General features: G+C 57.3%; 14 protein-coding genes. 7 read left to right on the forward strand and 7 right to left on the reverse strand.

What is annotated here, in order from left to right:
- Positions 1-55: 55 nt before the first annotated feature.
- The 4 genes from yidC to rpmH are packed head-to-tail and all read right to left on the reverse strand — an operon-like array spanning position 56 to position 2,474.
- Positions 56-1,759, reverse strand: coding sequence for a membrane protein insertase YidC (gene yidC / locus U5K34_RS05265; RefSeq protein WP_322567425.1), 1,704 nt, complete (start codon positions 1,757-1,759; stop codon positions 56-58).
- A complete protein-coding gene (gene yidD, locus U5K34_RS05270) occupies positions 1,760-1,981 on the reverse strand; it encodes a membrane protein insertion efficiency factor YidD (protein ID WP_322567426.1) in 222 nt (73 codons plus the stop codon).
- Positions 1,966-2,325, reverse strand: a complete 360-nt coding sequence (gene rnpA, locus U5K34_RS05275; protein ID WP_322567427.1) for a ribonuclease P protein component — start codon at positions 2,323-2,325, stop codon at positions 1,966-1,968. Before rnpA ends, yidD begins: the two co-directional genes overlap by 16 nt.
- Positions 2,326-2,339: 14 nt before the next feature.
- Positions 2,340-2,474, reverse strand: a complete 135-nt coding sequence (gene rpmH / locus U5K34_RS05280) for a 50S ribosomal protein L34 (protein ID WP_310692379.1) — start codon at positions 2,472-2,474, stop codon at positions 2,340-2,342.
- A 245-nt stretch (positions 2,475-2,719) separates the two neighbouring features.
- On the opposite strand from rpmH, the gene dnaA reads away from it, so the two are divergent.
- The 7 genes from dnaA (at position 2,720) to U5K34_RS05315 (ending at position 12,296) form a co-directional block, all read left to right on the forward strand.
- Positions 2,720-4,102 carry a chromosomal replication initiator protein DnaA gene (gene dnaA, locus U5K34_RS05285; RefSeq protein ID WP_322567428.1) on the forward strand — a complete coding sequence of 461 codons (1,383 nt, stop codon included), beginning with the start codon at positions 2,720-2,722 and terminating at the stop codon, positions 4,100-4,102.
- Positions 4,103-4,326: 224 nt separating this feature from the next.
- Positions 4,327-5,427 (forward strand): DNA polymerase III subunit beta, encoded by a 1,101-nt coding sequence (gene dnaN / locus U5K34_RS05290; RefSeq protein ID WP_322567429.1) that lies wholly within the window; start codon positions 4,327-4,329, stop codon positions 5,425-5,427.
- A gap of 10 nt (positions 5,428-5,437) precedes the next feature.
- Positions 5,438-6,514: a DNA replication/repair protein RecF gene (gene recF, locus U5K34_RS05295; protein ID WP_322567430.1), complete on the forward strand. Its 1,077-nt coding sequence runs from the start codon at positions 5,438-5,440 to the stop codon at positions 6,512-6,514.
- Positions 6,515-6,540: 26 nt separating this feature from the next.
- Positions 6,541-8,961 (forward strand): DNA topoisomerase (ATP-hydrolyzing) subunit B, encoded by a 2,421-nt coding sequence (gene gyrB / locus U5K34_RS05300; RefSeq protein WP_322567431.1) that lies wholly within the window; start codon positions 6,541-6,543, stop codon positions 8,959-8,961.
- Between the two features lie 187 nt (positions 8,962-9,148).
- Positions 9,149-9,775: a hypothetical protein gene (locus tag U5K34_RS05305; RefSeq protein ID WP_322567432.1), complete on the forward strand. Its 627-nt coding sequence runs from the start codon at positions 9,149-9,151 to the stop codon at positions 9,773-9,775.
- A 516-nt stretch (positions 9,776-10,291) separates the two neighbouring features.
- Positions 10,292-11,596 (forward strand): ammonium transporter, encoded by a 1,305-nt coding sequence (locus U5K34_RS05310; protein WP_322567433.1) that lies wholly within the window; start codon positions 10,292-10,294, stop codon positions 11,594-11,596.
- A gap of 16 nt (positions 11,597-11,612) precedes the next feature.
- The gene (locus U5K34_RS05315; RefSeq protein WP_322567434.1) at positions 11,613-12,296 is read left to right on the forward strand and encodes a hypothetical protein; all 684 of its coding nucleotides are present in this window, start codon (positions 11,613-11,615) and stop codon (positions 12,294-12,296) included.
- 18 nt (positions 12,297-12,314) lie between these two features.
- On the opposite strand, the gene U5K34_RS05320 is transcribed toward U5K34_RS05315, so the two are convergent.
- From U5K34_RS05320 to gmhB, 3 genes are all read right to left on the reverse strand, one after another.
- Complete coding sequence (locus tag U5K34_RS05320; RefSeq protein ID WP_322567435.1) at positions 12,315-13,349, reverse strand: class 1 fructose-bisphosphatase; 1,035 nt, start codon at positions 13,347-13,349, stop codon at positions 12,315-12,317.
- Positions 13,350-13,490: 141 nt separating this feature from the next.
- Entirely contained in the window at positions 13,491-14,225 is a 735-nt protein-coding gene (locus U5K34_RS05325) for a lysophospholipid acyltransferase family protein (RefSeq protein ID WP_322567436.1), read from the reverse strand.
- Complete coding sequence (gmhB, locus tag U5K34_RS05330; RefSeq protein WP_322567437.1) at positions 14,226-14,771, reverse strand: D-glycero-beta-D-manno-heptose 1,7-bisphosphate 7-phosphatase; 546 nt, start codon at positions 14,769-14,771, stop codon at positions 14,226-14,228.
- Positions 14,772-14,813 lie beyond the last annotated feature (42 nt).

Consider the following 14,813-nt stretch of genomic DNA (forward strand, 5'->3'; position numbering starts at 1 on the left):
AATCGTCAGTTGAACAGGAATTAGCGCGATCTCGCGAACTCACACCCTCGCCACCTCACGCCTTCACCACATAGCGGGTAATGTAGTACTGCTGGGCAATCGACAGGGTGTTGTTGACCACCCAGTAGAGCACCAGCCCGGCCGGGAAGAAGGCAAAGAAGATGGTAAAGACAAAGGGCAGGGCCATCATGATCTTGGCCTGAATCGGATCCATCGGCGCCGGATTCAGTTTCTGCTGGATAAACATGGTGATACCCATGAGCAATGGCAGAATAAAATAGGGATCCGGCGCGGACATGTTCTGCACCCAGAGGATCCAGGGCGCCTGACGCATCTCGACACTTTCCAGTAAGACCCAGTAGAGCGCGATAAATACCGGGATCTGTACCAGGATTGGCAGACAGCCGCCGAGCGGGTTGATCTTCTCTTTCTTGTAGAGGTCCATCAACGCCTGGTTCATCTTCTGCCGATCGCCGGCGTAACGCTCCTTGAGCTGCTTCATGCGCGGCTGAACCCGGCGCATGTTGGCCATCGATTTGTAGCTGGCTTCGGAGAGTTTGTAGAACACCAGTTTGATAAGGATCGTCAGCAACACGATCGCCCAGCCCCAGTTGCCGACAAAGTCATGGATGAAATCGAGGATCCAGAACAGCGGTTTGGAAATGAAATGCAGCAGGCCGTAATCGACCGTCAGCTCCAGCCCCGGCGCGACTTCTTCAAGTCGATCCTGCAGCTTGGGCCCGACGAACAACCGGTTGCTCAGAGTCTGCTGTTCCCCGCCGGCCACGCGCAATTCATTGGCCGATTTCATCCCCAGCACATAACGGGTGTTGTTCTTGATATGCCGGCTATAGAAGGTCTGGGCTTCCTCCGCCGGCGGAATCCAGGCACCGAGGAAATAGTGCTGGATCATGGCCGCCCAGCCGCCGGTGATGGTGCGTTCCAGATCCTGGTCCTGCATGTCGGAAAAGTCGATCTTCTCGTATTTTTCTTCCGGCGAGTAGATCACCCCGCCCATGTAGGTGTAGACGAACCGGGGACTATCGATTTGCGACACCTGGGTGCGCTGTATCTGGGTATAGAGATTGCCCCGCCACAGTCGATCGGTCTGGTTATTAACGGTGTGTTCCACTTGCACGAGATAATCGCCGCGGGTGAACGTGTAGGTCTTGATAAATTCCACGCCCTCGGGACTTTCCCAGACCAGATCCACGCTCAGTTGATCCTGGCCCTCGCGCAGCCGATAGCGATTGGCCTTGGCCTGATAGCGGCTGTAATGGTTCGGCGCTTCGATCAGACTGTCATCGCCTTCGCGCTGCCGCTTGGCGGTAAAGCCGGACTGGCTGACAAACAGGTTCGGCAGGCTGTCGTTCATCAGCACCACCGGTTCATCCGGTTTATCGCTGGAAACCGGGTACTCTAGCAACTCGACATGCCGCAGATCCCCGCCCACGGTGTCGATCTCGGCACGAAAGACATCGGTGACTACCTCGATGCGCGATCCGCTCTCCAGCACGCGGCCCCCATCGCCACTGCCCGATGGCACATCGGCCGAGCGGCTGTCGCTCTGGGCGGGCGTTTCGCTTTCATCGGCGCCCATCGGTACATCGGCGCGATCGGGACGGCTGTCGGCGACCTGATCGGTTTGCTGCGTCGTCTGCGGTTCAGGCTGGGGACCGAAATCCCGTTGCCAGGCGTCCCACAGCAGGAACAGGATAATGGCAAGGGCGATAAATAATAGCGGGCGTTGTTGTTCCATTTACTTCTTCTTCTCAGGTACCGGGTCGATGCCGCCCTCATGCCAGGGATGGCAACAACTGATGCGTTTGACCGCCAGCCAGCTGCCACGAAACACACCGAAGCGGCCGATGGCCGTCTGGGCATACTCGGAGCAACTGGGGTAAAAACGGCAATGATGGCCCATCAACGGGCTGATCAGATAGCGATAGCCACCGATCAATATAATCAGGAGTCTGCGCATTCTGTTGCCAGCCTCTGCCAGTGGGATTCCAGCACCTCACGCAGCTCCCGTTTGCTCAGGCGCGCGGCACCGCTGCGCGCCATCACGACAATATCCCATCCTACCAGCTTCGTCTGTCGGGCGCGAAAGGATTCGCGGATCTGGCGTTTGATGCGATTGCGATCGACCGCGCGCCGGATATGGCGTTTGGGAATCGCCAGACCGAGACGGGCATACGGTTTTTGATTGGATCGAACCAGCATCATCAGATGGGGATGACTGAAGCGCCGGGGATGGGCGAATACATGCCGGAAGTCGGAGGAGGTCAGCAGCCGCTGGTGCCGAGCAAAACGCTCGGTGCTCATCCGCCGACTCCGGATCAGACTGCCAGGCGGTGGCGGCCTTTGGCGCGACGGGCGTTGATGACCTGACGACCACCACGGGTTTTCATGCGGGCACGAAAACCGTGCGTCCGTTTGCGTTTCAGATTGCTGGGCTGGAAAGTACGTTTCATGACCTAAACCATTGTTTATCGAATCATTTTATCAGCCGTTTTGGCCGGCCGACTTGCCCCGAAAAAGGTCGGCAACAATACTGCGCCGGGGCCCGTCTGTCAACTGCCATCAGGCAAAATCCCGCAGATAACCCGCAGATAAAAAGGGCTTGCCTCCTGTGGATAACTCTTTTCGATCCGTATAGACTGGGTGTCCCTCTCAGGGGTCACAATTATTCCAAACCTACTCTGCGTCAGGGGGAACCGTGTCGGATTCACTATGGGATCAGTGTCTGCATCGTCTACAGGGCGAGCTGACGCCGCAACAGTTCAATACCTGGATACGGCCGCTGCACGCGGTTTACGATTCCCATACCCTGCGTCTGCTGGCCCCCAACAGCTTTGTCAAAGAGCGGATAGAAAGCAACTTTATGCCGCAAATTGAGGCGATCGCCTGCGATCTTGCCGGGTTATCGGTGCCTATCGTCACCGAGGTTGGCAGCCAGACACTGTTCGAAGAACCGGCCGGCCCGGCCGCCGAATCCCGCCCGGCTAACCCCGCCCCGGCCCGCGCCACACCCGCAGCGAGCCAGAGCGCGCCAGCGAATGCCAAACCGGCGCCGCGCAATAACAGCAGCCTCAATCCCAATTTCACCTTTGAGAATTTCGTCGAGGGCAAATCCAACCAGCTGGGCAAGGCGGCCTCGATCCAGGTCGGGGAAAACCCCGGCAAGGCCTATAACCCGTTGCTGATCTACGGTGGCGTGGGTCTGGGCAAGACCCATCTGATGCACGCGGTGGGTAACATGATCCTGCAGCAAAACCCGCAAGCCAATGTGATTTACCTGCATTCCGAACGCTTCGTGGCCGAGATGGTCAAGGCGCTGCAGCACAACACCATTAACAATTTCAAACGCTTCTATCGCTCGGTCGATGCTCTGCTGATCGATGATATCCAGTTTTTCGCCGGCAAGGAGCGTTCCCAGGAAGAGTTTTTCCATACCTTCAATTCCCTGCTCGAAGGCGGCCAGCAGGTGATCATGACCTGCGATCGCTATCCCAAGGAAGTCGACGGCCTCGAAGAACGGCTCAAGTCCCGTTTCGGCTGGGGATTGCCGGTGGCTATTGAAGCCCCGGAGCTGGAAACCCGGGTTGCGATTTTGATGAGCAAGGCGCAACTGTCGGGGATCGAGATGCCCAGCGAAGTCGCCTTTTTTATCGCCAAACGCATTCGCTCCAACGTGCGGGAGCTGGAAGGCGCGCTGCGCCGGGTGATCGCCAATGCCCAGTTTACCGGCCGCCCCATTACCATGGATTTTGCCAAGGATGCGCTGCGCGATCTGCTGGCGATTCAGGACAAGCTGGTCACCATCGATAATATTCAGAAAACCGTAGCCGAATATTTCAAGATCCGGGTGGCTGATTTGCATTCCAAACGGCGCAATCGCTCCATCACCCGGCCCCGGCAGATCGCCATGGCCCTGTGCAAGGAGCTGACCAGTCATAGTCTGCCGGAAATCGGCGATGCGTTCGGCGGCCGGGACCACACCACGGTGTTGCATGCCTGCCGCAAGGTGGAAGAGCTCAAGGAAAGCGATCAACGCATTAACGAGGATGTCTCCAACCTGTTGAGAACTCTGAGCACATGATGCCCGTAAACTGTGGACAACCTGTTTTTAACTTGACCCTGTTCGGGCGGGTGCGGCATCCTCACAATTTATCCACAGCCTTTACCACTTTCATACAGACTTTATTTGTCCTTTGTTATGCTGAAAAAGTCTATAATAATCAAGCAAAAAACTGGCTTATCAACCGTTTTGCGGTGGACTAATAGATCTAACAATAAGAAGATATATATTCAGGTATTTAATATATGAAGATCACTTTAGAACGTGAAACGCTCCTGCGTCCTCTGCAGGCGGTTGGCAGTGTCGTGGAGCGTCGGCAGACCCTCCCGATCCTTTCCAATATCCTGTTTTCCATCGATAACGGGAAACTGACATTAACCGGCACGGACCTGGAAGTGGAAATGGTGGCCCAGATGCCGGTCGATGCCGCGGACAGTGGTGATATCACCCTGCCGGCGAAAAAGTTTATCGATATCTGTCGCGCCCTGCCGGAAAACGCCCAGCTGGATGTCCAGATCGAGCAGGACAAGGCGATCATCCGCTCAGGGCGCAGCCGCTTTACCCTGGCCACCATGCCGGCGGCGGAATTTCCCAATATCGATCCGATTGAATCGCCGCTGGAGTTTTCCCTCTCCCAGCAGCAGCTGAAAAAACTGATCGAGCAGACCCAGTTCTCCATGGCCCAGCAGGATGTGCGTTATTACCTCAACGGCCTGATGCTGGAGCTGGCGAACAACCGGTTGCGGGCCGTCGCGACCGACGGGCATCGCCTGGCCGTCTGCGAAGTGGAAGCGGAATTACCGGTGAACGAACCGCGCCAGGTGATCCTGCCACGCAAAGGGGTGACTGAACTGATGCGCCTGCTGGATGACAGCGAAAGTACCGCGCGCATCCAGCTGGGGGAGAATCACATCCGGGTCGAATTGCCGGATATCAGCTTTACCTCCAAGCTGATCGATGGAAAATTCCCGGATTATCAACAGGTTATACCTAAAGATCCGCCGCACATCGTTTCTTGCGCACGTCAGCCGCTGTACGAAGCCTTTCATCGGGCGGCGGTGCTCTCCAATGAAAAATACCGGGGCATGCGCCTGAGCCTCTCGCCCGACCAGCTCAAGGCGACTGTTCACAATCCGGAACAGGAAGAGGCCGAGGAAGAAGTGGAAGTCAGTTATCAGGGGGATGAATTCGAGATTGGCTTCAATGTCAGCTATTTTCTGGATGCCCTCTCGGCCCTGAAGTCGGAACAGGTCTCCATCGGCATGATTGATGCCAACCACAGTTGTTTGATCCAGGGAGATGACGACGCCAACAGTCGCTATGTGATCATGCCGATGCGGCTCTGATGACGGCCCGATGAGCCTGACTCACCTGGCGATCAACCGGGTTCGTAACCTGGACGCGGTGGAGATGGCGCCCTGCGATCAGATCAATCTGATCTTTGGGGAAAACGCGAGCGGCAAGACCAGTCTGCTGGAGGGCATCCACCTCCTCTCCCTGGCCCGCTCCTTTCGCAGCACTTCAATTCAACACGTTATTCAGCGGGATCACCCCACCCTGACCGTGTTCGGCCGCATCCGGGGCCAGGGTGGACAGATTACCGCGATCGGGCTGGAGAAAGGCCGGGACCTGACCCGCATTCGGATCAACCAGCGGACCGCCCATAAAACCTCCGATCTGGCCGCCGTCTTGCCGGTGCAGGTGATCAATCCCGATATCCACCGGATTCTGGAACAGGGGCCCCGCTATCGCCGCCAGTTTCTCGATTGGGGAGTGTTCCACGTGGAACACTCGTTCCTGCCCACCTGGCAGGCCTATCACAAGGTACTTCGTCAGCGGAATGCGGCGTTGAAGTCTCGAGCCCAACCCCGGGATATCCAGTACTGGGATGTTCAGTTGATCGAACAGGGGGAGCGACTGACGCAGTTGCGCCGCGATTATCTGACGGCCCTGCAACCGTGGTTGACACGTTACAGCCAGGCATTGCTGGGGATCGTGCCGGACTGGCACTACCAGCCGGGCTGGAACCAGGAGCTGGATCTGCGTACCGCCCTGGCGCGGGGTTTCGAACGGGATCGCCAGCAGGGTTTTACCCAGAGCGGACCGCATCGGGCGGATCTGATGATTCGTCAGGATCGCCAGGCGGTGCAGAACCATTTTTCCCGGGGGCAGCAGAAACTGCTGGCCAGTGCCATGCGCCTGGCCCAGATTGCCCAGTTCCGCGCCGTGCGTGAACAGATCCCGGTGTTGCTGGTAGATGATCTGCCGGCCGAACTGGATCCGGAACGTCGGGCCCGGTTGCTGGGATTGCTGGTGGAATCCGGCGCCCAGTTATTCGTGACCGCCACCGAAGCGGGGCTGCTTGAGCCGGCCGAACAGCAAATGATCAAAATGTTCCACGTGGAACACGGCGTGGTTCGAGAAGTGGTATAATGGCGACCTGACTGGAGATCCCGCCCATGAGCGAACAACATTACGATTCCTCGAATATCAAGGTTCTGAAAGGGCTCGATGCCGTGCGCAAACGCCCCGGCATGTATATCGGCGATACGGATGATGGCACCGGACTGCACCACATGGTGTTTGAGGTGGTGGACAACTCCATCGACGAAGCCCTGGCCGGCCACTGCAAGAGTATCGAGGTCACCATCCACAGCGACGGCTCCGTCTCGGTCCGGGATGACGGCCGCGGGATTCCGACCGACCTGCATGAGGAAGAAGGCCGTTCCGCCGCCGAGGTGATCATGACCGTGCTGCACGCGGGCGGTAAATTCGATGACAATTCCTACAAGGTTTCCGGCGGCCTGCACGGGGTGGGGATCTCCGTGGTCAATGCGCTTTCCGAACACCTCAAACTGACGATCCGCCGGGATAATAAGGTCTATCAGCAGGAATACCAGCTGGGTGAGCCCCAGTACCCGCTCAAGCCGCTGGGCGAAACCGAACAGACCGGGACCGAAATCCGCTTCAAGCCCAGCACCGAAATTTTCACCGATACCGAATTTCACTACGATATCCTGGCCAAACGGCTGCGCGAACTCTCATTTTTGAACTCCGGTGTCCGCATTGTGCTGAGCGACGAGCGCGAGCCGGACAAGCAGGATGTGTTCGAATACGAGGGCGGTATCAAGGCTTTCGTCGAGCATCTCAATCGCAAGAAGACCCCGCTACACGAAAATGTGTTCTATCTGAATCTGGAAAAAGACGGCATCTGGGTCGAGCTGGCGATGCAGTGGAATGACTCCTATCAGGAGAATATCTACTGCTTTACCAACAACATTCCGCAGCGTGACGGCGGCACCCACATGTCGGGGTTTCGGACCGCGCTCACCCGGACGCTGAATAACTATATTGAAAATCAAGGGCTTACAAAAAAAGCCAAGGTCAATCCCAGCGGCGACGATGCGCGTGAGGGGCTTTGCGCCGTCTTGTCGGTCAAGGTGCCGGATCCCAAGTTCTCCTCCCAGACCAAGGACAAACTGGTCTCCTCGGAAGTTAAAGGTGTCGTTGAATCGGTAATGGGTGAGAAATTCAGCGAATACCTGCTCGAACATCCCAATGATGCCAAGGGGATCGCCTCCAAGATTCTGGATGCGGCCCGTGCCCGCGAGGCCGCCCGCAAGGCGCGCGAAATGACCCGTCGCAAGGGGGCGCTGGATATCGCCGGCCTGCCCGGCAAGCTGGCCGATTGTCAGGAGAAAGATCCCAGCCTCTCCGAGCTGTTCCTGGTGGAGGGCGACTCCGCCGGCGGCTCGGCCAAACAGGGTCGGGACCGTCGTGCCCAGGCGATCCTGCCATTGAAGGGCAAGATCCTGAACGTGGAAAAAGCCCGTTTCGACAAGATGCTCTCCTCGGTGGAAGTCGGCACGCTGATCACCGCCCTGGGTTGCGGAATCGGTAAAGAAGAGTTTGATATCAATAAGTTACGTTATCATCGTATCATTATCATGACCGATGCCGACGTGGACGGCTCGCACATCCGCACCCTGTTGCTGACCTTTTTCTATCGCCAGATGCCCGAGTTGATCGAGCACGGTTATATCTATATCGCCCAGCCACCGCTGTACAAAATCAAAAAAGGCAAACAGGAGCGCTATCTCAAAGACGATCCCGAGCTCAACGCGCATCTGTTGCAGACCGCGCTGGATGGCGCCGAACTGCATGTGAACGACAGTGCCCCGCCGCTCAGCGCCGAGGCCCTGGAAGAGCTGGCCCGACAGCACATGCTGGTCAATGACACGATTCGCCGCCTGAGTCGTCGCTATCCGGCGATCGTGTTGGAGAAAATGATCTACATGCCCGGATTGCAGGATGCGCAACTGCTGGATAACGACGGCATGCAGCAGTGGTTTGCTGAATTGCAACAACGGCTGGCCACTGACGACAGCACCAACAAACAGTTCCAGTTCCATTTTAAAAGCGATGAAAATGAAAGCGGTAGCTGGCAGGTGACGGTGACCGCCATTCGCCACGGCATCAGCAGCGACTATCTGTTTAGCCGCGAATTTTTCGAAATGGGGGAATACAAGGCGATTCGTACCCTGGGCGAGCAGCTGGACGGCTTGCTGGAAGACGGTGCATTCATTCAACGCGGTGACAAACAGCATCCGATTACCGCCTTTCGTCAGGCCATGGAATGGTTACTGGAAGAGGCCAAGCGCGGTCAACACATTCAGCGTTACAAGGGCCTGGGCGAAATGAATCCCGAACAGCTCTGGGAGACCACCCTGGATCCCGAATCCCGTCGCCTCTTGCAGGTGCAGATCGAGGATGCGATTGCGGCCGACGAGATCTTCACGACCCTGATGGGCGATCAGGTCGAACCGCGTCGCGAGTTCATCGAAACCAACGCCCTGAACGCGAATAATCTCGACGTCTGACTCCGGCCGTCCGGCCGGCTCCATGGCGTCGCGCAATAGATAGACCTGTTTTGCATCCGGCCATGTTGCATTGAGCTGCGGCAACAGCCGGAGTAAAGTCGGTCAGTAAACGCCAATCTGCCGATCCGGCCGATTTGTCCCTGGTCTTTGATACGGTTGCTGCCTGTCTGAATCTGACCGATGAAACATGTCTGAACTGCATTGCGATCCCGGTTTTCGGCAACTGCTGGCGCAGCATTTTTCGATCGCCTTGCTGGAACAGCATCCCGGGACTGTTTACGGTTTATGGCCGGATTTCGCCCTCGCCTATATGAATCCCGCCTGGTTCCGGTTTGCCCGGGATAACCAGGGTGAGCCAGTCATCAGTACTGACTGGACCCGGGGACGTCACATCACCGACGCCCTGCCGGAAGTGTTACACCCGTTTTATGTGGAGCTTTATCTGCGCGGCCTGGAAAATAGCAGTGATCAGCCGTTGTTGCACGATTATGAATGTTCCTCTGCGCAAGAGTATCGCTGCTTTAACATGAGTTTGCATAACCTGGGCTTCGGCGCCGGCTTGCTGGTGATAAACCGCGATCAACAGGTAGGCCGGCACTGGCGTACGCCACACCCGGCGCAAAGCGAACTGTACCGCGATAGTGCGGGACACTATTGCCAGTGTACCCATTGCCGCTGTTATAGAAATCGGCAACAGAACCGCTCAAACCACTGGGACTGGATCCCGGACTGGATCAGCCATCCCCCCTCCCCGATCGATTACGGCCTGTGCCCTGGCTGCTTCGCCTATTACTACAACCCCGATAACCGCTGAAAGGAAAAACGTGTCTCTCGCAAAGCCGCCACGGCGCAAAAGAATCTGATTTTATTCACTTCTTAGCGTGCTCTGCGTCTCTGCGAGAGTATTATGGCCGGGCATCATCTGTTTTGCTCTGGTCTGCAGCAGCAGGAAAAGTTATCTCTCGCAGAGCCGCCATGGCGCAAAGAGATCTGATATCGCTCATTTTCAGCATGCTATAAGTCTCTGCGAGACTATTATCGTCGTGTAGACGTGCGTTTTACGTTCCCCACTCCCTGACATCCCCTTTTTGGGGGCGTTCATCATACAACCCGCCTTGCGGGCAGTCGTTGATTTGGCGCCGGATAATACCCGGGGTGATCGGATCAACTGAGGCCACGTTCTGGTGCATGGCGCAAAAGGCTTTGTGCCAAAAAGAGGCAGGTCAGGGTAAAGAACCGGGGTTTACCCTGATTTTTTCCTGGCACAGCAATTGCTCAATGCTTTGCAGTGAATCACGTTGTTATTCAATAGCAAAGACAAAGGGCAGGAATGAAACGACAACGCAAGTGGATTGTGCTCATGCTGGGGCTGGCCGGTATTGCCCCGGCCATGGCGAATAATACGGCCGAATTGCAACAATCAATGGATACCGTCTGGTTGATCACCGCCGGGGCGCTGGTGTTTTTCATGCAGGCCGGTTTTGCCCTGCTGGAGAGCGGCATGGCACGGGCCAAGAATTCGGTCAATGTGGTGATGAAAAACTACATGGACCTGTGTCTGGGCAGTCTCGCGTTCTGGTTAATCGGTTATGGCCTGATGTTCGGTGCCAATCCCACCGGCCTGTTGGGGCAAAGTCATTTCTGGCTCGGCAATGCCGAGCATATGGATTACAGCCTGCTGTTTTTCCAGACCATGTTCGCGGCCACGGCGGTGACCATCGCCAGTGGCGCCATGGCCGAACGGACCCGTTACGGTGCCTATTTAATTGGCGCGGTGATTGTGTGTGCCGTGATCTACCCGGTCTATGGCAGCTGGGTATGGGGCAGCCTTTACGAAGGCAGTGGCTGGCTGGCGGAGCTGGGCTTTATCGATTTTGCCGGATCCACCGTGGTCCATTCGATCGGTGGCTGGATCGCCTTGGCCGGGATCATTGTGCTCGGGCCGAGACTGGGCCGTTACGATCAACAACACAAGAGTCGTTTGATTGCCGGACACAATCTTAACAGCGTGGCCCTGGGCGGATTTATTCTCTGGCTCGGCTGGTTCGGCTTCAACGCCGGGAGCACCGCCAGCGCCGAGGCCAGTATTGGGCTGATTGCGCTGAATACGCATCTGGCGGCCGCCGCCGGCGCCGTTGGGGCGCTGTTGAGCATGGGATTAAGAGGTAAACCGGTGCTGTTAACCCAGACGATCAACGGTGGCATCGGCGGGCTGGTGTCGATCACTGCCGGCTGTGCCAGCATGGAACCGCTGTATGCGGTCATCACCGGACTGGTTGCCGGCTGGGTGGTCGTGGTTGGCACGGCGTTGATGGAAAGATTGCGCCTGGACGATGTCGTCGGGGCCGTCCCCGTACATGGCTTCGCCGGAGCCTGGGGTACCGTGGCGGCCGGTCTGTTCCTGACCGGCGATCTGTTCAACCCGGCCCAGGTATTGGTGCAGGTACTGGGGGTGTTGGCCGGATTCGCCTGGGCTTTCCCCGTGGCGCTGTTGATGTACGGCCTGATCCAGTTGACCCGTGGCCTGCGTGCCAGCAGCGAGGATGAACAGCGTGGACTGGACTACAGCGAGCATTACGAGATCGCCTACCCCGAGTTCCAGGGCGCCCAGTTGCATCAGGGCAAAAACCACTAACAGGGAGAGTGAAACGATGGCCGCAACCGTATCCGAACCGCAAGAGAACAGCCTGGTCATTCGCAAGCAGGCCATTATGGTGGGGCTCAGCCCCTTCATGGCGCTGGAAGCCTGTCGCGAGGCGGCCGATAACTGGGAACAGCATTTCAGCCGGGCGCCCCGCTTTGCGATCCAGCAATTTATCAAGCAACTGATTACACCGGACAATCCGCTGTGGCCGTATCGCAAGGAGATGGTCCTCAATGTCACCAAGGTGATGGCCCTGCTGCCGCGCGAAATTGAAGGGCAGTATGCGACCTTGTTTCAGGGAGACCTGGATGATCCCGGTGTGCGGGAGGGGGCCGATCAGGATCCGGCCCAGCCGGTGTTCGAACAGCTCTATCAAAGCCTGCTGTCGCGACTGGAGACGGAGGACTATCCGACGGCGTTGCGCCTGCGCAAGTTTTTACGCGAGAGGATGTTACAAGGTGGAACGTTCAGTACGGAAACCCGGCGCCTGAACAGCTGGTTGCTGGGCATCGAGGCAACGCTGGCGGTCAACCTGCGGCGCGAGCAGATGCGGAGGATAGTGCATCAGGCGTGGCTGGGCTGTTGCGAATACCTGGGGCCGGTGACGGCGGATCGGATTCTGGGTCAGGCGGTCGCCGAAGTGGAACAAAAAACCCGCGGCGAGGCGATCTCACCGCGGGTTTTATTGTAGTCAGCCAGTTGTCCCGGTTCAGGCGGCGGCGTTGGTGTCGTGTTCCTTGTGGTATTGCACGACCCGCTCGACTTCCTGCTTTGAACCGAGGATCACCGGGACCCGCTGATGTAGCTCGCTCGGTTGCAGCTCCATGATCCGCTCGCGGCCGGTGGAGCTCATACCGCCGGCCTGTTCCACGATGAACGACATGGGGTTGGCTTCGTACATCAGGCGCAGTTTGCCGGTTCCGCCGCTGGCTTTCATCTTCTCGTCCATCGGATAGAGGAAAATGCCGCCACGGGTCAGGATGCGGTGAACCTCGGCGACCATGGAGGCGACCCAGCGCATGTTGAAGTCCTTGTCGCGATCGCCGGTGGTGCCGGAGAGGCATTCGTCCACATAATGTTTGACCGGCGGTTCCCAGAAACGCATGTTGGAGGTGTTGATGGCGAATTCTTTGGTGTCGGCGGGGATGGTCATATTCGGATGGGTGAGGATGAACTCCCCGATATTCTGATCCAGGGTAAAGCCGTTCACGCCGTTGCCGGTGGTCAGTACCATCATGGTCGACGGGCCATACAGGGCGTAACCGGCACAGATCTGCTCGGTACCGGCCTGCAGGAAATCCCCGGCGCTCGGATCCTGGCAATCGCCCTTGCAGCGCAGGATGGAGAAGATGGTCCCGACCGAGACGTTCACATCGATATTCGAGGAACCGTCCAGCGGATCAAAAGTGAGTAAGTACTTACCACGAGGGTACTGCTGGGGAATATGGTAAATCTCTTCCATTTCCTCGGAGGCCATGGCGGCCAGGTGGCCCGACCACTCGTTGGTTTTGAGGAATACGTCGTTGGAGATCACATCCAGTTTTTTCTGATCCTCGCCCTGCACGTTTTCCGTGCCGGCCTGGCCGAGCACATCGACCAGCGCGCCGTGGTTAACCAGGTTGGAGATCTCCTTGCAGGCGGTCACGACATCGTTCAACAGGGAGGTGAAATCACCGGTCGCGCCCTCGATGCGGCGCTGTTCCTCGATGATGAACTGGGTAATGGTGATTCTTCCGTCTCGCATGCTAGCCTCGATAAATTCGGTTGTCTGTTCGGTCCGGCCCCGGCGCGGAGGGATATCCGCTGCCAGGGTAAAAGATAAGTATATCAATATTAACCGATATACTGAACCGCCAGGAAGTGGGGCGATAGCATGAGCTTATTTTTAATGAGGATTTTGGGTGCTTGAATCAACCGGAGCAAGGCGCGCCATCTCACCTTCAATAAAGGTTTTGGCTTCGGTCAAAATCTGTTCAGCCGATTTGCCTTCGCTGTCGATGGGCGGGCCAATGACCATGCGAATGGTACCGGGCCGTTTGAGAAACTGCCCCTTGGCCCAGAAGTAACCGGCGTTGTGGGCAACGGGTACAACCGGATAACCGGACTCGGCGGCGAATACCGCGCCGCCGATCTTGTAGCGGCCCTGGGTGCCGGGACGTATCCGGGTGCCTTCGGGAAAAATGACGACCCACAGTCCGCGCTTGAGGCGTTCGCTGCCCTGTTCGATGATCTGGCGAATGGCATTGCGTCCGGCCGAACGGTTAATCGCAATCGGATCCATGCACGACAGGCCCCAGCCGAAAAAGGGCAACCACAGCAGTTCACGTTTAATCACGAAGGTCAGCGGCGGGAAGACCTGCTGCAGGGCCATGGTCTCCCAGGTGGACTGGTGCTTGCTGAAGATGATCGCGGCCGAGTCCGGGATGTTTTCGCGCCCTTCGACCACATAATCGAGCTTGCAGACGGTTTTAAGGACCCACAGGTTATAGCGGGCGAACTGACTGATAATGGAGTAGCGCCAGGAAAACGGCGCAAAATAAAACAGCAGGACGATACAGGTGATCACCACACTGGTGATAATCACCGACAGGCTGAACAGAGTGGAGCGAAGGAACAGCATTTAACCCTCCTCACGGGCGAGAAAATCATCAACAAAACGGGCAAGATCGGCATATATCGGCACACCTTCGACGCCCTCACCCCTGGCCAGTGTCCGCTCGCCCTTGCCGGTTTTGACCAGGTAGGGCGTGGCACCGACCGCGCGGGCCGATTCGATATCCCGCAGCGAGTCACCGACGACCGGCACCTTCCCCAGAGTGTGATCGCTGAGATGGGCGATACGCTCCAGCAGGCCCGGCAACGGTTTGCGACAGTCACAGTGATCGTCCGGCCCGTGCGGGCAATAGACGATACCATCGACCCGGCCGCCGTGATCGGCCAGCAACTTGCGCAGTTTGTCGTGCATTTGCTGCAACGTGGCCTCGTCGTAATAGCCGCGGGCAATCCCCGACTGGTTGGTCGCGACATAGACGTGATAGCCGGCTTTGTTCAGGCGGGCGATCGCCTCCAGACTGCCCGGAATCGGCACGAACTCGTCGACGCTTTTTATATAGTCGTCGGAGTCGTAATTAATAACCCCGTCACGATCCAGAATGATCAGTTTCATAGCGATAGAGATTTACCACCAAGGCACCAAGACACAAAGAAT

The sequence above is a fragment of the Thiohalophilus sp. genome (assembly GCF_034521165.1).
Taxonomy (GTDB): Bacteria; Pseudomonadota; Gammaproteobacteria; order UBA6429; family Thiohalophilaceae; genus Thiohalophilus.